18 protein-coding genes are annotated in these 19,918 nt (G+C 65.9%); all 18 read left to right on the top strand.

Annotated elements, in window-relative coordinates:
• Positions 1-58 precede the first annotated feature (58 nt).
• On the top strand, positions 59-1,021 hold the full coding sequence (gene rsmH / locus ACOZ9V_RS11060; RefSeq protein WP_259358850.1) for a 16S rRNA (cytosine(1402)-N(4))-methyltransferase RsmH: 963 nt from the start codon (positions 59-61) through the stop codon (positions 1,019-1,021).
• Positions 1,018-1,584: a hypothetical protein gene (locus ACOZ9V_RS11055; protein WP_139908254.1), complete on the top strand. Its 567-nt coding sequence runs from the start codon at positions 1,018-1,020 to the stop codon at positions 1,582-1,584. Before rsmH ends, ACOZ9V_RS11055 begins: the two co-directional genes overlap by 4 nt.
• 75 nt (positions 1,585-1,659) lie before the next feature.
• On the top strand, positions 1,660-3,441 hold the full coding sequence (locus ACOZ9V_RS11050) for a peptidoglycan D,D-transpeptidase FtsI family protein (RefSeq protein WP_139908253.1): 1,782 nt from the start codon (positions 1,660-1,662) through the stop codon (positions 3,439-3,441).
• Complete coding sequence (locus ACOZ9V_RS11045) at positions 3,441-5,012, top strand: UDP-N-acetylmuramoyl-L-alanyl-D-glutamate--2,6-diaminopimelate ligase (RefSeq protein WP_434589953.1); 1,572 nt, start codon at positions 3,441-3,443, stop codon at positions 5,010-5,012. Before ACOZ9V_RS11050 ends, ACOZ9V_RS11045 begins: the two co-directional genes overlap by 1 nt.
• A gap of 1 nt (position 5,013) precedes the next feature.
• Entirely contained in the window at positions 5,014-6,480 is a 1,467-nt protein-coding gene (locus ACOZ9V_RS11040; protein WP_139908251.1) for a UDP-N-acetylmuramoyl-tripeptide--D-alanyl-D-alanine ligase, read from the top strand.
• Complete coding sequence (gene mraY / locus ACOZ9V_RS11035) at positions 6,477-7,565, top strand: phospho-N-acetylmuramoyl-pentapeptide-transferase (protein ID WP_139469765.1); 1,089 nt, start codon at positions 6,477-6,479, stop codon at positions 7,563-7,565. The genes ACOZ9V_RS11040 and mraY overlap by 4 nt, the downstream gene beginning before the upstream one ends.
• A complete protein-coding gene (gene murD / locus ACOZ9V_RS11030; protein WP_434589949.1) occupies positions 7,558-9,078 on the top strand; it encodes a UDP-N-acetylmuramoyl-L-alanine--D-glutamate ligase in 1,521 nt (506 codons plus the stop codon). The genes mraY and murD overlap by 8 nt, the downstream gene beginning before the upstream one ends.
• Position 9,079: 1 nt before the next feature.
• Complete coding sequence (gene ftsW, locus ACOZ9V_RS11025) at positions 9,080-10,639, top strand: putative lipid II flippase FtsW (protein WP_434589946.1); 1,560 nt, start codon at positions 9,080-9,082, stop codon at positions 10,637-10,639.
• A 1-nt stretch (position 10,640) separates the two neighbouring features.
• Positions 10,641-11,741: an undecaprenyldiphospho-muramoylpentapeptide beta-N-acetylglucosaminyltransferase gene (gene murG, locus ACOZ9V_RS11020; protein WP_434589943.1), complete on the top strand. Its 1,101-nt coding sequence runs from the start codon at positions 10,641-10,643 to the stop codon at positions 11,739-11,741.
• Between the two features lie 2 nt (positions 11,742-11,743).
• Positions 11,744-13,159, top strand: a complete 1,416-nt coding sequence (murC, locus tag ACOZ9V_RS11015) for a UDP-N-acetylmuramate--L-alanine ligase (protein ID WP_434589940.1) — start codon at positions 11,744-11,746, stop codon at positions 13,157-13,159.
• A gap of 5 nt (positions 13,160-13,164) precedes the next feature.
• Positions 13,165-13,920: a cell division protein FtsQ/DivIB gene (locus ACOZ9V_RS11010; protein ID WP_434589938.1), complete on the top strand. Its 756-nt coding sequence runs from the start codon at positions 13,165-13,167 to the stop codon at positions 13,918-13,920.
• A gap of 270 nt (positions 13,921-14,190) precedes the next feature.
• On the top strand, positions 14,191-15,378 hold the full coding sequence (ftsZ, locus tag ACOZ9V_RS11005; protein WP_139469770.1) for a cell division protein FtsZ: 1,188 nt from the start codon (positions 14,191-14,193) through the stop codon (positions 15,376-15,378).
• A 1-nt stretch (position 15,379) separates the two neighbouring features.
• Positions 15,380-16,138: a peptidoglycan editing factor PgeF gene (gene pgeF, locus ACOZ9V_RS11000; protein WP_434589935.1), complete on the top strand. Its 759-nt coding sequence runs from the start codon at positions 15,380-15,382 to the stop codon at positions 16,136-16,138.
• A 78-nt stretch (positions 16,139-16,216) separates the two neighbouring features.
• A complete protein-coding gene (locus tag ACOZ9V_RS10995; protein ID WP_101546293.1) occupies positions 16,217-16,735 on the top strand; it encodes a cell division protein SepF in 519 nt (172 codons plus the stop codon).
• A 93-nt stretch (positions 16,736-16,828) separates the two neighbouring features.
• A complete protein-coding gene (locus tag ACOZ9V_RS10990) occupies positions 16,829-17,128 on the top strand; it encodes a YggT family protein (protein ID WP_101546294.1) in 300 nt (99 codons plus the stop codon).
• 304 nt (positions 17,129-17,432) lie between these two features.
• The gene (locus ACOZ9V_RS10985) at positions 17,433-18,236 is read left to right on the top strand and encodes a DivIVA domain-containing protein (protein ID WP_181271717.1); all 804 of its coding nucleotides are present in this window, start codon (positions 17,433-17,435) and stop codon (positions 18,234-18,236) included.
• 124 nt (positions 18,237-18,360) lie between these two features.
• Positions 18,361-18,897, top strand: a complete 537-nt coding sequence (locus tag ACOZ9V_RS10980; RefSeq protein WP_139469774.1) for a signal peptidase II — start codon at positions 18,361-18,363, stop codon at positions 18,895-18,897.
• Positions 18,890-19,813, top strand: a complete 924-nt coding sequence (locus ACOZ9V_RS10975) for an RluA family pseudouridine synthase (protein WP_139908244.1) — start codon at positions 18,890-18,892, stop codon at positions 19,811-19,813. Before ACOZ9V_RS10980 ends, ACOZ9V_RS10975 begins: the two co-directional genes overlap by 8 nt.
• Positions 19,814-19,918: the final 105 nt, after the last annotated feature.

Genomic DNA, 19,918 nt, shown 5'->3' with positions numbered 1-19,918 from the left:
GTCAAGGTTCTGGCTCCAGCAGCGCACCCCCGACCACCCCCGTATGAAGGACTCACGAATGACAGCTCAGCACGTACCGGTGCTCCTGACGCGCGTGGTCGAACTCATCGGCGTCGGCGTCGAAGCCGCCAGGGGCGCGGGCCACACCCCGGTCGTCGTCGACGGCACGCTCGGAATGGGCGGTCACGCCGAAGCCGTCCTCACGGCCTTCGACGATGTCCACCTCGTCGGCATCGACCGTGATCTGCAGGCCATCGACATCGCCGCGAAACGCCTGGCCCCCTTCGCTGACCGCATCGATATCGTCCACGCAGTCGACGACGAGCTGCCCGAGGTCCTCGCCGACCTCGGCATCTCAGAGATCAGCGCGATCCTGCTCGACCTGGGAGTGTCCTCACTGCAGCTCGACGAGGACGAACGCGGATTCTCCTACTCCCGGCCGGCGCCCCTGGACATGCGCATGGACCGCACCCAGGAGCTCACGGCGGAGAAAGTGCTGGCCACCTACTCGGAATCCGAGCTGCGCCGCATCCTCCGCGAATACGGAGAGGAGAAGCTGGCCGGCAAGATCGCGAAGATCATCGTCACCGACCGAGTCGACACCCCGTGGGAGACCTCGGACCAGCTCGCGGCCATGCTCTCCCGAGTGATCCCGCAGACGAAAAAGAAGTCGCATCCCGCCAAACGCACCTTTCAGGCCCTGCGCATCGAGGTCAACGACGAGCTCGGGGTGCTGCGCACCGCACTGCCGGCGGCACTGGAAGCGCTGCACATCGGGGGAGTGGCCGTCATCGAGTCCTACCAGTCATTGGAGGACACGATCGTGAAGAAGACCTTCCGAGCGGCCACGACCTCCTCGGCGCCGCCGGATCTGCCGGTCGTGCCCGAAGAGCACCAGCCCTGGCTGACCGAGATCATCCGGGGCGCCGAAATGGCTGATGAGCAAGAAGCAGAGACCAACCCGCGGGCGGCAAGCGTCCGACTGCGGGCAGTGCAGAAGATCAGGGAGGCACGATCGTGAGCAATTCCTCGGCAAGAGCCGGTCAGCATAACTTCCCCGAACGTCCGCGCCGGTTCGAAGAGGCCGGTGGTCAGCAGGGTGGGGCGAGGCTGCGGCTGCTCAAGTTCGAACTGCCGAAGTCCCGTCTGCCCTTCTCCATGCTGTGCGTGGGGATCCTTCTCGCCACCCTCGTGGCCGTGCTGCTGCTCAACATCTTCGTCGCCAACACCTCCTACAAGGTCGACCAGCTGACGAGTGAGAAGGAAGCTCTGGCCGAGCAGAAGGACCGCCTCGTCGAAGACAACTCGTACCGTGAGTCCCCGCAGAACATCGCCTTGGCCGCCGAAGAGCTCGGTCTCGTCCGTGATTCCTCACCGGAATTCCTCGACGCGAAGACCGGGAAGATGATCGACGCCCCCGGAATCGACGTCAGCGGTGAGAAAGAGCCCACAGTCGTGCCCGGCCCGCGCGCCGATACACGTGATGACATCCGACCCAATCTACGATCGGATGAGAAGCTCCCGGTCGTCGGGGGCAGCCCGAGCCAGGACGTGGCGGCTCCGAGCCAGGAGGCGCCGAAGTAGTCCGAGCTCACCGGGACCAGGGAACGGCCTGACCGACACATTCGCCGACCACACCAAGGACCGAGGACTCAAGCTATGGGCCCAGCCAAGACCCGACTGAAGAAGAAGCGCAAGGGCGGTGGCCCCGATCTGCGTTGGCGGATGGGCTTCATCGCCGCGGTGTCGGTCCTCGTCCTCCTCATCACCTCCGTCCGCCTCGTATCCATTCAGGGTATGGATTCGATGAAGCTGGCGGAGAAGGCGCTGTCGAATCGCCTGGTCACTCGGACCCTGCCGGCCGATCGCGGACAGATCCTGGCCGCCGACGGCACAGTGCTCGCCGACAGCGTCTCCCGTTACCAGCTCGTCGTCGATCAGCAGAACGTCGCCCAGTACGAAGTCGACGGCAAGCTCGTCGGAGCCTGGGGCGCAGCCGAAGCCCTGTCGAAGCCGCTGAAGACCGACCCCGGTGTCCTCTATCCGAAACTCGTCGGCGACAAGCGATGGAACCCCGTTGCGAAGGGGCTGACCTCGGAGACCTGGCGTGCGGTGAAGAAGCTCGAGGTCCTCGGCATCTCCGCCGAGGAGTACTCCGTGCGCTCATACCCTGCCGGCGGAGTCGCCGGCAACCTCGTCGGGTTCCTCAGCTCCGACGGCACGGCCCAGGCCGGTCTCGAATCGGCCTATGACGAACAGCTGTCGGGCAAGGACGGCCAGCAGCAGTACGAACGCGGAGCACGCGGAGAGATCATCCCTCTCGGCGACAACAACATGAAGGACGCCGTCGACGGCCAGGGCCTGCAGACGACGATCGACCCGGCGATGCAGTACTACGCACAGCAGGCCATCGAAGAGCAGCGGAAGAAGCACGAAGCCGAATCCGCGTCGATCGTCATCAAAGAGATCAAGACGGGACGCATCATCACCGCCGCGGATGCTCCCACCGTCGACCCGAACTCCCCGGGCAAGGTCGACGGCCCCGACCGCGGTTCGCGCATCTTCACCGACATGTTCGAGCCCGGTTCGACCGCGAAGATGGTCACCGCCGCAGCGCTGCTCGACCAGGGACTCGTCACTCCCGAACAGGAGTTCACCGTCCCGGACAAGTGGAAGGCACCGAACGACGAGGAGTTCCGCGACTCCCACGAGCACCCCGACGAGAAGCTCACCTTCGCCGGAATCCTCGCCCAATCCTCGAACACCGGCACCGTGCTGGCGGGCAAGGAACTCACCGAGGCCCAGCGCTACGAATACATGAAGAAGTTCGGCTTCGGCACCAGTTCGGGAATCGACTTCCCGGCCGAGACCTCGGGCATCCTGCATCCGTACGAGGAGTGGGACGGACGTACGAAGTACACCGTGATGTTCGGTCAGGGTGTGGCCGCGAACGCGATCCAGACGACCGACGTCATCTCCACCATCGCCAACGGGGGAGTCCACGTGCCCTCCCGCCTCGTCGACGGGATGATCTCCCCGAACGGACGCACCATCTCCACCCCCGCAGGAGAGAAGGAACGCGTCGTCAGCAAGAAGGCCGCCGACGAGACCCTGCGCATGCTCGAAGGCGTCGTGGCCGAAGGCACGGGCAAGTCCGCCCAGGTCTCCGGCTACAGGGTCGCAGGGAAGACCGGCACCGCGCAGGCGCCGGCAGCCGAGGGCGGAGGCTATGACGGATACACCGCCTCCTTCGTCGGCGTCCTGCCCGCCGAAGATCCCGAACTCGCGATCTCGGTGACTTTGCAACGTCCTCGGAACGGCTACTACGGTGGACAGGCCGCAGCCCCCGTGTTCTCCGATGTCGCGGGCTTCGCCATGCGGCATCTCAAGATCCCACCGTCGACGCAGAAGCCCGACCTGCCCGCCCGAGAATGGAAATGATGCGCTTTTCACAGCTGCTGCCGATCGCACCCGGCACCCTCCACGGTGACCCCGAGACAGAGGTCACCGGAGTCTCCCACGACTCGCGTGCGGTCTCACCCGGTCAGCTCTACGCCGCCCTGCCGGGAGCGAACGTTCACGGTGCGAAGTTCGCCCCCGAGCTGATCCGCGCCGGTGTCGACGCCATCCTCACCGACGATGCCGGCTGGCATCTCATCACCGAAGCGCTGAGCACGGACGAGGCGGACCGGGACCTGCTCGCCGGAGTCACCGCTCTCATCGTCGAAGCACCCCGCGCCGTGCTCGGGTTCGTCTCCGCTGCCGTCTACGGGACCACCTCGGTGCCGGAGCTCATCGGAGTCACCGGAACGAACGGGAAGACGACGACGACCTACCTGGCCGACGGGATGCTCGCGGCACTGGGCCACCGCACCGCCGTCATCGGCACTGTCGCCATCCTCATCGCCGGCGATACGGTGCCCAGCGTGCGCACGACTCCGGAGGCCCCCGAACTGCACGCCCTGTTCAAGAAGATGCGCGCGGCCGAGGTCGACACCTGTGCGATGGAGGTCTCCTCCCACGCGCTCAGCCAGCACCGCGTCGACGGGGCTCACTTCAGCGTCGCCGGGTTCACGAACCTGTCCCAGGATCACCTCGACTTCCACAACACGATGGAGGAGTACTTCGAGGCGAAGGCCCAGCTGTTCACCCGCACATTCTCCGACAAAGCCGTCATTGTCGTCGAAGACGAATGGGGCGAGCGGATGACGGCGGCCGCACAGGTGCCCGTGCGCACGCTGGGACGAGACGAACGCAGCCAGTGGCGCATCGAGCATACCCCAGGCGTTTCGGACTTCGTGCTCCACCTCGACGACGGGGAGAGCATCCGGCTCCGCTCACCGCTGCCAGGCGATTTCAACGTCACGAATACGGCCCTGGCGGCCTCGATGCTCATCGAGGCCGGCGTCAGTGGCGAAGAGATCGATGCCATCGGCCGCAGCTTCGTGGCCACGGTGCCCGGACGGATGGAGATCATCGATGTCTCCGGTCCGCGGGCGCTGAGCGAATCCCACCCGGACATCCTGCCGCGGGCCATCGTCGACTACTCGCACACCCCCGACGCGATCGCGAAGGCGCTGGCGACGCTCCACGCCGACTCCGATGAGCTCATCATCGTCTTCGGCGCCGGAGGCGACCGCGACCGCGGCAAGCGCTTCGGCATGGGTCAGGCGGCGGCACGTGAAGCCGATGTGATCGTTCTCACCGACGACAATCCGCGCACCGAGGATCCCGACACGATCCGTGCAGCCATCAGGCAGGGAATCGACGCCGAGGTGGATGCGGGACGGGCCCGTGTGAAAAAGATCATCGAGGTCCCGGACCGCGGTGCCGCCATCGATGAGGCGATTGCCGAAGCAGATGCCTCGGCGACCGTGCTCATCGCGGGCAAGGGGCATGAGACAGGCCAGACCGTGGGCACCACGGTCACCGATTTCGACGACCGGGCCAGGACACGCTCAGCGCTGTCCATGCGACTGGGCGGCGCACAACCAGGTAAAGTTCACAGATGATATGAAGCGACTGACTGCAGCCGAAATCGCAACCGCCCTGGGCGGCGAGTTGTACGGCATCGACCCCGAGACCCCATTGACCGCCGGTGTGGTGACCGACTCGAGAGAAGTCGGACCCGGCGATATCTACGTCGCCCGCCGAGGCGAGAGCTTCGACGGCATCGAATTCGCCGCCGCCGCCGTCGAGGCGGGAGCGGCCCTGATCATCGGCGAATCCGTCCCCACCATCGACGACGAACCTCTGCCGGTCGTCGTCGTCGCCGATGCCACCGAAGCGCTCGGCCAGTTGGCCAAGCACAGCATCGAAGGCCTGCGCACAGACGGCGAACTCACTGTCATCGCGATCACCGGTTCCGTCGGCAAGACCACGGTGAAGGACCTCGCCGCGGATCTGCTCTCGGGTGAGGCGGAGACCGTGTGGCCGCCGAACTCCTACAACAACGAGGTCGGAGTCCCGCTGACAGCTCTGCGCGCGGTCGAAACCACCCGTTTCCTCGTCCTCGAGATGGGCGCACGGTCGATCGGCAACCTCGCCTATCTGACGAGCCTCATCCGACCAGATATCGCCGTCGAGCTGGCCGTGGGCACCGCCCACTCCGGAGTCTTCGGTTCGATCGAGAACACCGCGCGGGCGAAGGCCGAACTCGTCGAGTCCCTGACGGCCGGATCCACCGCCGTGCTCAACGCCGACGACACCCGCGTATCGGCGATGCGCGAGGTGCTCGCTCCAGAGGTGACCACCCTGTGGTTCTCACAGCGTGAGTCCCTGCCCGAATGGGTCGGTGCCGACGACCTGGTCGTGCGCGGTACCTCGGTGTCCACGGATTCCTCCGGTCATCCGACGTTCACCCTCACCCTGCCCGGTGAGGAGCCCCGCGATGTGCGTCTGGCGCTCATCGGCGAGCACCACGTCGGCAACGCTCTGGCGGCAGCCGCCATCGCCCACGCCTGCGGCGTAGCGGCCAGATCGATCGTCACGACGCTGTCGACCTCCTCGGCGGCCAGTCGCTGGCGGATGGAGCTCATCGATTCGCCGTCGGGCGTGACCGTGCTCAACGACGCCTACAATGCGAACCCCGAATCCATGCGGGCCTCCTTGAAGACCCTGGCCTCGATGGGCCGCGGTGATGAGGAGAACAGCCCACGTCGCACCTTCGCCGTGCTCGGCGAGATGCTCGAACTCGGGTCCGAATCGGTGTCCGCGCACTCGGACATCGGCGAACTCGTCGTGCGCCTCAACATCACTCGCACCATCGTCGTAGGAGAGGGCGCGAAGCCGATCTTCAACGCTGCGAACCTCGAAGGCTCCTGGGGCAACGAGGCGGCCTGGGTCGCCACCGCGGCCGAGGCGAAGGACCTTCTGAGCGCCGAACTCGCTCCCGGCGACATCGTTCTGTTCAAATCCTCCCGCGATGCCGGTCTGCGCTATCTGGGAGACGAAATCGCCGGAGTATCGGGGGCCCAATGATTGCCGTACTGCTCGCAGCCTGCCTGGCTCTCATCTTCGCTCTCGTCGGGACACCGCTGTTCATCCGGGTGCTCGTCAAGAAAGGGTACGGCCAGTTCGTCCGTGACGACGGTCCGACCTCGCACGCGACGAAGCGCGGAACCCCGACCATGGGCGGAGTCGTTATCATCGGCGCCGCAGTGCTCGCCTACCTGCTCGGACACCTGTTCACCGGTTCCGTGCCCACAGCGTCGGGTCTGCTCGTGCTGTGGCTGGCCGCAGGACTGGCGGTCGTCGGCTTCCTCGACGACTTCATCAAGATCAAGAAGCAGCGGTCACTGGGACTGCGCCCCATGCCGAAGCTCATCGGCCAGGCCTTCGTCGGAATCTCGTTCGCCGTGCTCGCGCTGCAGTTCCCGAACTCCTTCGGTGAAACCCCGGCGTCGACGAAGGTGTCGTTCATCCGCGACACGAACCTCGACCTCGCCTTCGGTTCGGCGATCCTCGGCCTCATCCTGTTCGTCATCTGGGCGAACCTCATCGTCACCGCTGTCTCGAACGCGGTGAACCTCACCGACGGCCTCGACGGACTGGCCGCCGGCGCCTCGGTGGTCGTCTTCGCCGCCTATGTCGTCATCGGCACCTGGCAGTCGACCCAGAACTGCAATCTCATGTCCGAGGCCACGAACGCCTGCTACTACATGCGCGACCCCCGCGACCTCGCGATGGTCGCCGGCGCCATGGCCGCGGCCTGCTTCGGCTTCCTGTGGTTCAACACCTCGCCGGCGAAGATCTTCATGGGCGACACCGGTTCGCTGGCCATCGGCGGTGCCTTCGCCGGACTGGCGATCATGTCGCGCACCGAGCTGCTGCTCATCGTCCTCGGCGGACTCTTCGTCATCATCACCCTGTCGGTGATCATCCAGGTCGCTTCCTTCAAGACCACCGGCAAACGCGTGTTCCGCATGGCGCCCCTGCAGCACCACTTCGAACTCAAGGGCTGGGCCGAAGTGACGATCGTGGTGAGGTTCTGGATCATCGCCGCCCTCTTCGTCATCGCCGGAATCTGCCTGTTCTACGCCGATTGGGTGGCGCGCATTGGCTGATGAACCCACCACCAAGGAGATCCCGGCCGCACTGCACGGACCGAGTTCATCCCTGGCCGGACTGCGCATCCTCGTCACCGGTCTCGGGGTGACGGGATTCCCCGCTGCCGTCCACCTCGGCGAACGCGGCGCCGATGTCATCGTCATCGACGGCGACGCCACCGCCGATGTGAGCGAGAAGGCGCAGATCCTCGAGGTCTTCGACGTCGACATCCGACGGGGACCCGAACACGTCGAAGCTCTGCCCGAGGGCGAATTCGACCTCGTCGTCACCTCACCCGGATGGCGTCCGGACCAGCCGGTGCTCGCGGCCGCAACGAAGGCCGGCATCCCGATCATCGGCGAAGTCGAACTCGCGTGGCGGATCCGCGGCACCAACGACGCCAAATGGCTCGCCATCACCGGCACCAACGGCAAGACGACGACCACGACGATGCTCGAATCGATGCTGCTGGCAGCAGGGCTCAAGGCCAAGGCCTGCGGCAATATCGGCACCCCGCTGCTTGAAGCCGTGCTCGAACCCGGCCTCGAGGTCCTCGCGATCGAACTCTCGAGCTTCCAGCTGCACTGGCAGGAGTCGATGAGCGCCGACGCCGCAGCCGTGCTCAACATCGCTCCCGATCACCTCGATTGGCACGGCAGCGCCGAAGCCTATGCGGCGGACAAAGCGAAGATCTTCCACAATGCGAAGCTCGCCTGCGTGTACAACTGCACCGACGAGGTGACTCTGCACATGGTCGAGGACGCCGACGTCATCGAAGGAGCCAAGGCCATCGGCTTCACCACCGGTGTGCCTCGCCCCGGCGAGCTCGGCGTCGTCGAGGACCTGCTGGTCGACCGGGCCTTCATTCCGCAGCGCTACTCATCGGCCGCCGAACTCGCCTCCCTCGACGATGTGGCGACGGCCACCGGGGTCGCGGGTTCGCGGCCCGCCCCCCACCAGGTCGCCAATGCTCTGGCCGCAGCCTGTCTGGCCCGCGCCATCGACGTGCCCGGTCAGGCGATCGCTGCGGGACTGCAGAACCATTCGCTCGGCGCCCACCGCATGGTCACCGTCGCCGAGGCGGACGGCATCCGCTGGGTCGACGATTCGAAGGCGACGAACACCCACGCCGCGAATGCCTCGCTGGCCGCTTTCGACTCGATCATCTGGATCGCCGGGGGACTGCCCAAGGGCGCCGACTTCACCTCGCTGTTCGCCGACCACCGCGAACGGCTGAAGGCACTCGTGCTCATCGGATCGGACGACTCGGCTTACCGTGAGGCCATCGCCGCGACGATCCCCGACCTCGAAGTCGTCCGCATCGAACCGGCCCTGGCCGTGGACTCCGGAGTCCCGAAACGCCGCGGAGAGGCCGTCGCCGCGGCCGCCGTCGACGCGGCCGCACGGTTGGCCGAAGCCGGAGACACCGTTCTCCTGGCACCGGCGGCAGCGAGCATGGACCAGTTCCTCAACTACAACACTCGCGGCGACCTCTTCGCAGAGGCCGTCAACTCGCACCTGGAGCGCTGAGATGGGACGGCAGACCACCGCGAAGGCGGATGAACGCCGCCGCCGCAAGCTTGCGAGGACGTCTGTCTCCGCATCTCCGACGACGTCGACCACGTCACAGTCGACGATCGGGCGGCAGCAGACGGGGGTCAAGACCGCACCGAAGGCGCGAAACGCGAAGTCTGCCGGCACAGCGTCTGCCGCGAAGACAGCGCCGACGACGACCGCAGGCAGGCGCTCGTCAGGAACCGGCAGGTCGGCATCTGCTGCACGCGACTCCAGACCGAAGGCGGGGGCGGCGAAGAAGCCTGCGAAGGCCGCGGGGAAGAACAAGACCGCCTCGGTGCTCAAGAAGGCATGGATCCATCTGCGCGATGACATCTCCAGCCTCTCCGCGCACCCGCTGACGACCTACTTCCTCATCCTCGCCTCCGTCGTCCTGCTCACAGGACTCGGCCTGGTCATGGTGCTCTCCGCCTCATCGATCACTTCCTACGACGGGGGAGCCGGCTCCTCATTCGCCTACTTCAACAAGCAGGCGATGTTCGCCGGGGTCGGCCTCGTCCTCATGTACATCGCGAGCCGGATGCCGCTGCAGTTCTGGAAGCGGATCGCATGGTTCGCCATCATCGGCGGACTCCTCATGCAGGCGGCGGTCTTCGTCCCCGGACTCGGCAAAGAGACGAAGGGCAATGCGAACTGGATCGGGTTCGGCGGATTCCAGATCCAGCCCTCGGAGTTCCTCAAGGTCGCCCTCGCCCTGTGGCTCGGCTTCATCCTCGCCCAGAAGGCCGGGAAGATGACCACCTTCGGCCATGCCATGATCCCCGTCGTGCCCGGAGTCCTCGGCGCCGCCGGACTCGTCGTGGCCGGCAACGACCTCGGCACCGGCCTGGTCATCATGGCCATGGCCGTCGTCTGCCTGTTCGTCGGCGGATTCCCGATGAAGTACTTCATCCTCCTGGGTGGCGTGCTCGCCGCGGCGGTCACCTTCTTCGTCCTCAGCTCCCAGAACCGTCTTGACCGCATCCAGGCGATGCTCACCGGTCACGCGGACCAGAGCGCTGCAGACACCATGGGCCAAGCCTGGCAGTCCAACCACGGACTGTTCTCGCTGGCCTCCGGCGGATGGTTGGGGGTCGGGCTCGGCGCCAGCCGTGAGAAATGGTCCTGGCTGCCCGAAGCCCACAACGACTTCATCTTCGCCATCATCGGAGAGGAGCTGGGCCTCGTCGGCACCCTCGTCGTCATTCTCATCTTCGCCGTCCTCGGCTTCGCCATGGTCCGCGTGGTGATGCGTTCGAACAGTCTCATGGTCCAGGTCGCCACTGCCGGCTTCTTCGCCCTCATCATCGGGCAGGCCGGAATCAACATCGGCGTCGTCACCGGACTGCTGCCGGTCATCGGTCTGCCGCTGCCGTTCGTGTCCTACGGCGGCTCCTCGATCATCGCCTCTCTCCTCGCAGTGGGAGTGGTGCTGTCGTTCGCTCGCACCGAACCGGGCGCCGAGGCGGCCATCGCCGCCAACAAGGAACGTCTGCGATCCTCACTCGCCGTGCTTGCCCGCAAGAAAAGGAAATGAGATGACGAGTATCCTCCTCGCCGGTGGAGGCACCACCGGCCATATCTCGCCGATGCTGGCGATCGGCCGCGAGCTGCGCCGGCAGCACCCCGACTGGGATGTCGTGGCGTTGGGCACCCCCGACGGGCTCGAAGCCGAAATCGTACCGCGTGCCGGGTTCGAACTGCTCACCATCGACAAGGTGCCCATGCCGCGGTCGATCAGTCCCGCCCTGCTGAAGTTCCCGGGACGCTTCCGCGGCAACATCTCCGCCGTCAAGCAGATCATCGCCTCCCGCAGCATCGATGCCGTCGTCGGGGTCGGCGGCTACGTCTGCCCGCCGGCCTTCCTCGCGGCCAAACAGGCGAAGATCCCACTGATCGTCCACGAAGCCAATGCGAAGCCGGGAATGGCCAACCGCCTCGGTGCCCGACTGACCACCACCGGGCGCGTCGGGATCACCTTCCCGGACACCGAGCTGCGGAACTCCACCCTCGTCGGCATGCCCATGCCCACCGAGATCACGGATCTCGACCGCAGCGACGCGGGACAGCGCGCGGGGTTCCGTGCCGATCTCGGGCTGCGCGACGACCGTCCGGTCCTTGTCGTGACCGGCGGTTCCTCCGGTGCGCAGAAGATCAACGAAGCGTTCCTGGCCTCCGCAAGCGCGTGCCAGGAGGCCGGCGTCCAAGTCCTCCACATCACGGGAGCCGGGAAGGGCGAGGCCCTGCGGGAGGCGGCGGCCGAACTGCCCGACTACCACGTCGTGGACTACGTCGACGGAATGCATCGGGCCTATGCGGTCGCCGATCTGCTCGTCGCCCGCTCCGGTGCCGCCACGGTCTCCGAAGCCACGGTCGCCGGAGTCCCGGCGGTCTACGTGCCGCTGGCCATCGGCAACGGCGAACAGCGACTCAACGCCTCCGGAAGCGTCTCGGCCGGTGCCTCACTCATGGTCGACAATGCAGAATTCTCACCGTCGACGGTCGTCGACACCATTCTGCCGCTGCTGGCCGACCAGCCCCGTCTGACGCAGATGAGCCAGGCGGCACTGCATCTCAACTACCCCACCGATGCCGCGGCCCGCATGGCCGCCATCGTCAACCGCGCGCTGGAAGGCTGACCATGACCTCTGCGAACACGAGCCCCGCGAACATCGTTCCCGTCGGCGAACTCGGAGCCGTCCACTTCATCGGCATCGGCGGATCGGGAATGTCCGGAATCGCCCGGATCATGGTCATGAACGGAGTCACCGTCTCCGGTTCGGACGCGAAGGAATCCAACGTCGTCGACGTTCTCCGGACGCTGGGCGCCACGGTCGCGATCGGGCATTCGGCCGATAATCTCGGCGAGGCCGATACTCTCGTCATCTCATCGGCCATCCGCAAGGACAACCCCGAACTGGTCGAAGCACAGCGCCGGGGACTGCGCATCCTCCACCGCTCCGGAGCGCTCGCTTCGCTCATGGTCGGCCGGCGGGCCGTGGCCGTGGCGGGCACCCACGGGAAGACCACGACCACGTCGATGACCACCGTGGCGCTGCAGGCCTGTGGAGTCGACCCGTCCTTCGTCATCGGGGGAGTGCTGTCGACGACGGGCACGAACGCCCATCTGGGCACTGGAGACGTCTTCGTCGCCGAAGCAGACGAATCCGACGGGTCGTTCCTCCTCTACGAACCGGCCATCGGCATCCTCACGAACGTCGAAGCCGACCACCTCGATCACTACGGCACCCCGGAGAAGGTGCGCGAAGCCTTCATCGAGTTCTGCGACGGCATCCAGACCCGAGGTGGAACGATCATCGCCTGCGCCGACGACCCCGGCTCCCACGACGTCGCCCTGCACTCCCGCAGCCAGGGAGCCGATGTCGTCCTCTACGGCACGTCCGAGGATGCCGATATCGTGCTGCGTGACCTCGACTCCGGAATCGGCTCGAGCTTCGTCCTCGACCTGCCTGGCCGGGACGGCGAGCTGCGAGTCGAACTGCGGCAGCCGGGGATGCACAATGCACTCAACGCCACCGCCGCCATCGCCGTGGCGCACAGCCTCGGCGCGGATGTCGAACGTGCGGCCACGGGTCTCGCCGGCTACGGAGGCACCCGCCGCCGCTTCGAAGAACGCGGAATCGCCGCCGGCGTGCGCGTCATCGACGACTACGCCCATCACCCGACCGAGGTGCGCGCGGTGCTCAGCGCCGCCCGCGGGGTCGTCGCCGACGGGGGGCGGGTCTGGGCCGTCTTCCAACCCCACCTGTACTCGCGGACGATGGAATTCCGGGAGGAATTCGGACAGGCCCTCGGTCTGGCCGATGAGGTCGTCGTCCTCGACGTCTTCCCTGCGCGCGAAGATCCCGTGCCCGGAGTCACCGGCGCGCTCATCGCCGACCGTGTCCCGCACGAGAACGTGACCTTCCTGGAGTCCTTCGCCGAGGCGGTCCCCTTCGTCGCCGCTCGCGTGAAGCCAGGCGATCTCGTGCTCACTGTCGGTGCCGGTGACGTGACCATCCTCGGGCCCGAGCTGCTGAGCGCGTTGGAGGGCTGACGCCCATGGTGCCGCTTCCCCCGGCTCAGGCCGGTGACAACTCCACCGCGGACCTCACCGGAGTCATTCGGGCCCGCCGCCTCAAGACCTGGCGTCGACGCCTCATCGGCATCGGCATCGTGGCCGCCCTCATCGCGCTCGTCGCCGTCGCCTGGTTCTCGCCCCTGCTGACACTTAAGAAGGTGCAGGTGAGCGGCAGTCGACTGCTTGACACCGATGAGGTCAGCAATTCCGTGCTCGACGACCAGGGCGGCCGACCGCTTCCGCAGGTGCGTCCCGGTCGCGTCGAGGACGCCGTGCTGGAGGAATTCCCGAAAGCCGAGGCGGCTTCCGTCCACTACGCGGGTCCCAGGGCGCTGAAGATCGAGATCACCGATCGCACCCCCGTCATCGCCATCAGAGGCGAATCCGGCTATCGCCTCTACGACTCCGAAGCCGTCGACCTCGGCACGGTCGACACGGCACCGAAGAAGCTCACGGTGCTCAGCGGCGGAGGACACCAGCCGGACAGAGAGACCGTCTCCGCGGTCATCCGCTTCATGGGCGAACTGCGACCGGAGCTGAGGCGTCAGCTGGTGACGATCGAGGCCAAGGACGCAATGAGCCTCAAGGGACGCCTCGACACCGGAAAGCAGAAGGCCACGGTCGTCTTCGGCGATTCCTCGGACTCCAGCCTCAAGGTGCGCACCGCCGCCCAGCTGGCCGCCGAGGGCCGCACCGAGATCGATGTCTCCGTGCCCTCGGTGCCCGTGACCGACTGAGTCCCACCCGGCCGGCCGTCGGTCCGAGCCGGTGTCGAACACTTCGCCGCGGCCGCCCCGGGCCTCCGTGAGCTGCCCCGTATGGGCCAGTCGCTGCGATTGCCTCCGTTTGGCCCCGACACACCGGGTGTGAAGTTTGGCCGAACCCCGACACTCCGGCGAGAATGGTTGCAGTGAGATTGCCCCGCCCAATAGCCTCAGGGCAGAGAACACAGACCGAATGCGCACGCAGACCCTGCGGAGCGCAAGCGCTTGAGACGAGGAACCGACTTGGCTGAATTCCCACAATCCGGAGCGGACATCAAAGTTGCCGGAACCGGCGGCGGCGGTGTCAACGCTGTACAGAGGATGATCGACGTCGGCCTGCGCGGCGTGGAGTTCATCGCGATCAACACCGACGCCCAGGCTCTCGTCCTCTCCGACGCCGATGTCAAGCTCGAGATCGGCCGCGACCAGACCCGAGGCCTCGGCGCCGGCGCAGACCCGGAGATCGGCAAGAAGGCCGCCGAATCCTCCGAAGACGCCATCCGCGACGCTCTCGAGGGCGCGGACATGGTCTTCGTCACCGCCGGCGAAGGCGGCGGCACGGGAACCGGTGCCGCCCCGGTCGTGGCCCGCGTGGCCCGGTCGCTCGGCGCTCTGACCATCGGCGTCGTGACCCGCCCCTTCACCTTCGAGGGACGCCGTCGTTCCGCGCAGGCGGAAGCCGGCATCGCGGCGCTGCGCGAAGAGGTCGACACCCTCATCGTCATCCCCAACGACCGTCTGCTCTCGATCTCCGATCGCAGCGTCTCCGTCGTCGAAGCATTCCGCTCCGCCGATGAGGTGCTGCGCTCCGGTGTCCAGGGCATCACCGACCTCATCTCGGTCCCGGGTCTGATCAACCTCGACTTCGCCGACGTCAAGTCGGTCATGCAGGATGCCGGGACCGCGCTCATGGGCATCGGTGCGGCAACCGGCGACGACCGTGCCGTGCAGGCGGCCGAATCCGCGATCGCGTCCCCGCTGCTGGAAGCCAGCATCGACGGCGCCCACGGAGTGCTCTTCTGCATCACCGGCGGCGGCGACCTCGGACTCTTCGAGGTCAACGAGGCCGCACGCCTGGTCCAGGAGGCCGCGCACCCCGAGGCGAACATCATCTTCGGCGCCGTCATCGATGACAACATCGGCGACGAATGCCGAGTGACCGTCATCGCCGCCGGATTCGACAACACCTCCCCGAACGCTGAGGTCGCCGGATCCGACCAGATCCCCGCGCCGATTCCGGCCGCCGCTCCGGCCGAGACCGAGTCCGAGTCGCCCGTCATCGCCGAATCCGAGCCCGAGGCCCCCGAAGCCGACGAGCCTGCACCTGCGCCGCGCCGCAGCGAGGAACACCAGATTCCCGCTTCGCTGCCGGGCGAACGCAGCAGCTCGAACTTCGACTCCGACCTCGATATCCCGGACTTCCTCAAGTAATATGCTGCGCTCGAGGTTCGTCATCCCGGGCGGGCGCACCGCCCACATCGCCTTCACCGACCGGCACGGCGGATACTCGAGCGGGGACTTCTCCTCGTTCAACCTCGCCCGCCACGTCGGAGACGATGACGAACTCGTCGCAGCCAACCGAGCCGCTCTCGCTCAGGTCATCGGCCTGAGCGGCGAGCGGCTCTCGTTCGTCTCCCAGGTCCACGGCACCGATGTGCACATCATCGGCGACGAAGCACAGCTGCGGCAGACTCCGGTGGAGGCCGACGCCCAACTGACGACCGTCCCGGGACTCGGATTGGCGATCATGGTCGCCGACTGCACCCCTGTCATGCTCGCCGATGCCGACGCCGGTGTCATCGCCGCCGTCCACGCGGGCCGCCCGGGAATGGCCGCAGGAATCGTCGGCAGAACAGTGGCCGCGATGCACGACGCCGGTGCACGGGACATCCACGCGGTCATCGGTCCCTCGGTGTGTCCGCGCTGCTACGAAGTCCCAGCCGAGCTGAGGAGCGAGGTCGCGGCGATCGAGCCGACAGCCGCCTCGGTGTCGGTGACCGGAACACCGGCACTCGACGTCGCCGGGGCCGTGGCCGAACAGCTGCGCCGGAACGATGTGACCATCGATCATTTCTCGCGCACCTGCACGAAGGAATCCGAGGACCTCTTCTCCTACCGCAGGCAGAAGCGCACGGGCCGTTTCGCAGGGATCATCTGGCTGCAGGAAGAAAACACCGCGACACACCCATAGGACTCACCGGCCCAGATGCTTGCGTGCGATAGTTTGGGCGACAGGTGAGCAAGTGCCGAAGTCCGAGGAGCTTTAGACATGTCAGCAATCAAGAAGACGCTGGAATACCTGGGTTTCGTCGAAGAAGAGGACGAGACCACCCAGCACACCGACCGTCGTGAACCCGCCCGCCGGGATCGCGAGGTCGTCGAGACCTTCGACGAGGACGACCAGTACGACGAACCGGCCGCAGCCGAGGAACGGACTCCGGCTCCGGTGACACCGATCCACCCGTCACCGATTCGTCCCGTAGACACCCCGGCGCCAGGAACCTCAATGAACCGCATCAGGACCATCCACCCCCGCAGCTACAACGACGCCATGGTCATCGGTGCCGCCTTCCGTGAGGGTACCCCTGTGATCATGAACCTCTCGGAGATGGACGAGAACAACTCCAAGCGCCTCGTCGACTTCTCCGCCGGTCTCATCTTCGGCCTCCACGGGTCGATCGAGCGCGTGACGAACAAGGTCTTCCTGCTCACCCCCGAGAACATCGAAGTCGCCGGCGAGAGCGAAGCCGATTCGGACACTCAGGCCAGCTTCTTCAATCAGAGCTGAGTGGGCCGGAGAAGCTCTCAACTCGTCCTCAGCTGGAGCCGATAGGCTGAAGCCTCAGAACTCAAGCAACAACGAAAGGCGCGGGGGACCCACGTGGCCATCATCTTCTACATCCTCGGGACTGCACTGAGCCTCTACGTCTACGTGCTCCTGGCGCGAGTCGTGCTCGATCTGGTCCAGGTGTTCTCCCGCGATTGGAGGCCCACGGGCTTCCTCCTCGTCCTCGCCGAGATCGTGTACACACTCACCGATCCGCCCCTGAAGCTGCTGCGCAAGATCATTCCGCCGCTGCGGCTGGGACAGGTCTCGCTCGACCTGGGATTCATCGTCCTGCTCATCGGCATCCAGATCATCGCGTCGGTGTTCTTCAACCTTTCGCACACCTCCGCCTGATACCCGCCATCACAGTGTTCTCCGCTGAAGAACCACTGTGAATGGATATGGGGGACCGCGTGAAGAATGTGCCGGTCGATGAAGGGTATTCGATTGATCGAATACCGGATAAATGGTGAATATGCTCACCGGAATTGGCTGTCAGTGTGCTCGAGTTGTTAGCCTCGAACGCGGAAAACTTCGTCATTGAATGCGAGACACGCCATTACTGCGGGACAAAACTGCAGGTGTTACGCTAATGTGACGTTGAAGCCGTCCTTCTGGGCGGCAGCGTAATGAATGTAGATCGACCGAAGGTGACCTCATGGCGCTCACGCCTGAAGACGTAGTAAACAAGCGGTTCCAGCATGTGAAGTTCCGCGACGGGTACGACCAGGACGAAGTCGACGATTTCCTTGATGAGGTCGTCGTTGAGATTCGCCGTCTCTACCAGGAGAACGACGAACTGCGTCAGAAGCTCTCCACCGCCGAACAGCGTGTGAAGGAACTCGAAGCCGGCGGCGCCTCCGCCGCACCGGCACAGGACATCGACGCCACTCAGGCGATGCCCGCCGCTGTTCCTGCTCCCGAAGAGAAGGAAGAGGCTCCGGCTCCGGCCGAGGCACCTGCCGCTCCGGCACCGGTCGAAGAGACCCCGGCCCCGGTCGTCAAGGAAGCCGCTCCCGCTCCGCAGGACAACTCCGCTGCACCAGCGATGGCCGCCGGTGCTGCCGGTGGAGCCGCGGGTGCCGGACTCGGTGCTGCCGCGGTCGGCGGCGACGGAGACGCTCATGGTCTCATCGCTCTGGCCCAGCGCGTCCACGACGAGCATGTTGCCGAAGGTGAGCGCAAGCGCGACGAGCTCATCAAGGGCGCCGAAAAGGAAGCCGCCGACATCGTCGGCAAGGCCGAATCCAAGCGCGACGAAACGCTGTCGACCCTCGAATCGCAGAAGTCGACCCTCGAGCGCTCCATCGACCAGCTCTCGAACTTCGAGCGCCAGTACCGCACTCGACTCAAGAGCTACCTCAACGATCAGCTGCGTGACCTCGAGAACTCCACGAGCCTGGCTCCGGAGACCCTCGACGGAAACGGCCCACTGGGCGGTTCCTCGAACCACAAGCTCTGATCTCAGCGCATCACCGACCGAGGTCCGGGAACTCCGCGGAGTACCCGGGCCTCCGTCGTGTCCGCACACTGCACCGTCGTGCGGGTGAATCCCGCGGCCTCGGCGGTGGTCTAGAATGAACCAAATGAACGATCCTGCCTCACGGGTGAAACGACCTCGCGCCGCCATGATGGCCCTGCTGTTCACAATCGCGGCAGTCGTGCTCGTGATCGATCAGTTCACCAAATTCCTCGCCGTCAGTCTCCTCGAAGACCAGCCTCCGGTGCCTGTGATCGGATCGCTGGCCGGATTCACCTTCTACCGCAATCCCGGAGCCGCCCTCGGCCTCGGCTCGAGCGTGACGTGGATCTTCCCGATCATCGCCATCGGCGTCTTCGTCGCGATCCTCGTGATCTCGCGCAAACTCGGCTCGAGAGCCTGGGCGATCGGTCTCGGTCTGCTCTTGGGCGGACTCTTCGGCAACCTCGTCGACAGGCTCTTCCGCGAACCCGCATTCCTGCACGGAGCCGTCGTCGACTTCATCGATCTGTCGCTGTTCATCTGCAACGTCGCGGACATCGCGATCTCCGCTGCCGCGGTGACCTTGGTCATCGTCAGTCTCAGAGGCATCGACATCGACGGATCGGACTCCACCCGCGTGAAAGAGGACTCTCATGACTGAACGCTCCATCCTGGTCCCCGAGGGACTCGACGGTCAGCGCGTGGACGCTGCGATGTCGAAGCTGCTCGGCCTTTCCCGGACCGCCGCCGCCGATATCTGCGCCGACGGGGGAGTGGAGATGTCCGGGCGTCCGGTCATCAAGTCCGATCGCGTCATCGCCGGCGAACGGCTCGACATCATGATGCCCGAACCGAAGAAGCCCCTCGAGGTCGTGCCCGATCCAGTGCCGGGAATGCGCATCGTCCACGACGAGGACGCATTCGTCGTCGTCGATAAGCCCGTCGGGGTGGCAGCACACCCGGCTCTCGGTTGGACCGGACGCACCGTCGTCGGCGGGCTCGCCGCCGCTGGATTCCGCATCGCGACTTCCGGCGCCCCCGAACGTCAGGGCATCGTGCAGCGACTCGACGTCGGAACCTCGGGGCTCATGGTCGTGGCGAAGAGCGAATACGCCTACAGCGTGCTCAAACGCGCCTTCAAGGAACGCACGGTGGAAAAGACCTACCATGCGGTCGTGCAGGGACTGCCCGATCCAGTGCTCGGCACCATCGATGCCCCGATCGCCCGACACCCCAAGCACGACGGACTCTACGCAGTGCGCACCGAAGGCAAGAACGCGATCACCCACTACGAGGTGATCGAAGCCCACCGCCGCGCCGCACTCGTCGAGGTCCACCTGGAGACCGGACGCACACACCAGATCCGCGTCCACTTCTCCGCCACCAAACACCCCTGCGTCGGCGACCTGCCCTACGGTGCCGATCCGGTGCTGGCGAAGGAACTCGGTCTGGAACGCCAATGGCTGCATGCCGTCAAACTCGGCTTCCACCACCCCGACACGCAGAAGTGGGTCGAATTCGAAAGCGGCTACCCCGAGGACCTGCAGACCGCGCTCGACCGGATCCGGCCGCACTGACGCCGCGGCCACGCGCTGCCGCTTGCCGGACTGTGTCGGAGACTGACTGCTGAGCGACGCGCCGACGGGACCCGCACAAACCGGAACCTCGTCGTGAAGTGCCCG

It is taken from the genome of Brevibacterium sp. 1718 (genome assembly GCF_051131255.1).
Taxonomy (GTDB): Bacteria; Actinomycetota; Actinomycetes; order Actinomycetales; family Brevibacteriaceae; genus Brevibacterium; species Brevibacterium sediminis.
Note: the sequence above shows the minus strand (reverse complement) of the source record. Positions and strands in the feature narration are given on the sequence as shown.

Bases quoted from the DNA above. Each gene is read 5' to 3' on its own strand.
- rsmH (WP_259358850.1), top strand. From the start codon at position 59: ATGACAGCTCAGCACGTACCGGTGCTCCTGACGCGCGTGGTCGAACTC.
- ACOZ9V_RS11050 (WP_139908253.1), top strand. From the start codon at position 1,660: ATGGGCCCAGCCAAGACCCGACTGAAGAAGAAGCGCAAGGGCGGTGGC.
- ACOZ9V_RS11045 (WP_434589953.1), top strand. From the start codon at position 3,441: ATGCGCTTTTCACAGCTGCTGCCGATCGCACCCGGCACCCTCCACGGT.
- ACOZ9V_RS11040 (WP_139908251.1), top strand. From the start codon at position 5,014: ATGAAGCGACTGACTGCAGCCGAAATCGCAACCGCCCTGGGCGGCGAG.
- mraY (WP_139469765.1), top strand. From the start codon at position 6,477: ATGATTGCCGTACTGCTCGCAGCCTGCCTGGCTCTCATCTTCGCTCTC.
- ftsW (WP_434589946.1), top strand. From the start codon at position 9,080: ATGGGACGGCAGACCACCGCGAAGGCGGATGAACGCCGCCGCCGCAAG.
- murG (WP_434589943.1), top strand. From the start codon at position 10,641: ATGACGAGTATCCTCCTCGCCGGTGGAGGCACCACCGGCCATATCTCG.
- murC (WP_434589940.1), top strand. From the start codon at position 11,744: ATGACCTCTGCGAACACGAGCCCCGCGAACATCGTTCCCGTCGGCGAA.
- ACOZ9V_RS11010 (WP_434589938.1), top strand. From the start codon at position 13,165: ATGGTGCCGCTTCCCCCGGCTCAGGCCGGTGACAACTCCACCGCGGAC.
- pgeF (WP_434589935.1), top strand. From the start codon at position 15,380: ATGCTGCGCTCGAGGTTCGTCATCCCGGGCGGGCGCACCGCCCACATC.
- ACOZ9V_RS10995 (WP_101546293.1), top strand. From the start codon at position 16,217: ATGTCAGCAATCAAGAAGACGCTGGAATACCTGGGTTTCGTCGAAGAA.
- ACOZ9V_RS10985 (WP_181271717.1), top strand. From the start codon at position 17,433: ATGGCGCTCACGCCTGAAGACGTAGTAAACAAGCGGTTCCAGCATGTG.
- ACOZ9V_RS10980 (WP_139469774.1), top strand. From the start codon at position 18,361: ATGAACGATCCTGCCTCACGGGTGAAACGACCTCGCGCCGCCATGATG.
- ACOZ9V_RS10975 (WP_139908244.1), top strand. From the start codon at position 18,890: ATGACTGAACGCTCCATCCTGGTCCCCGAGGGACTCGACGGTCAGCGC.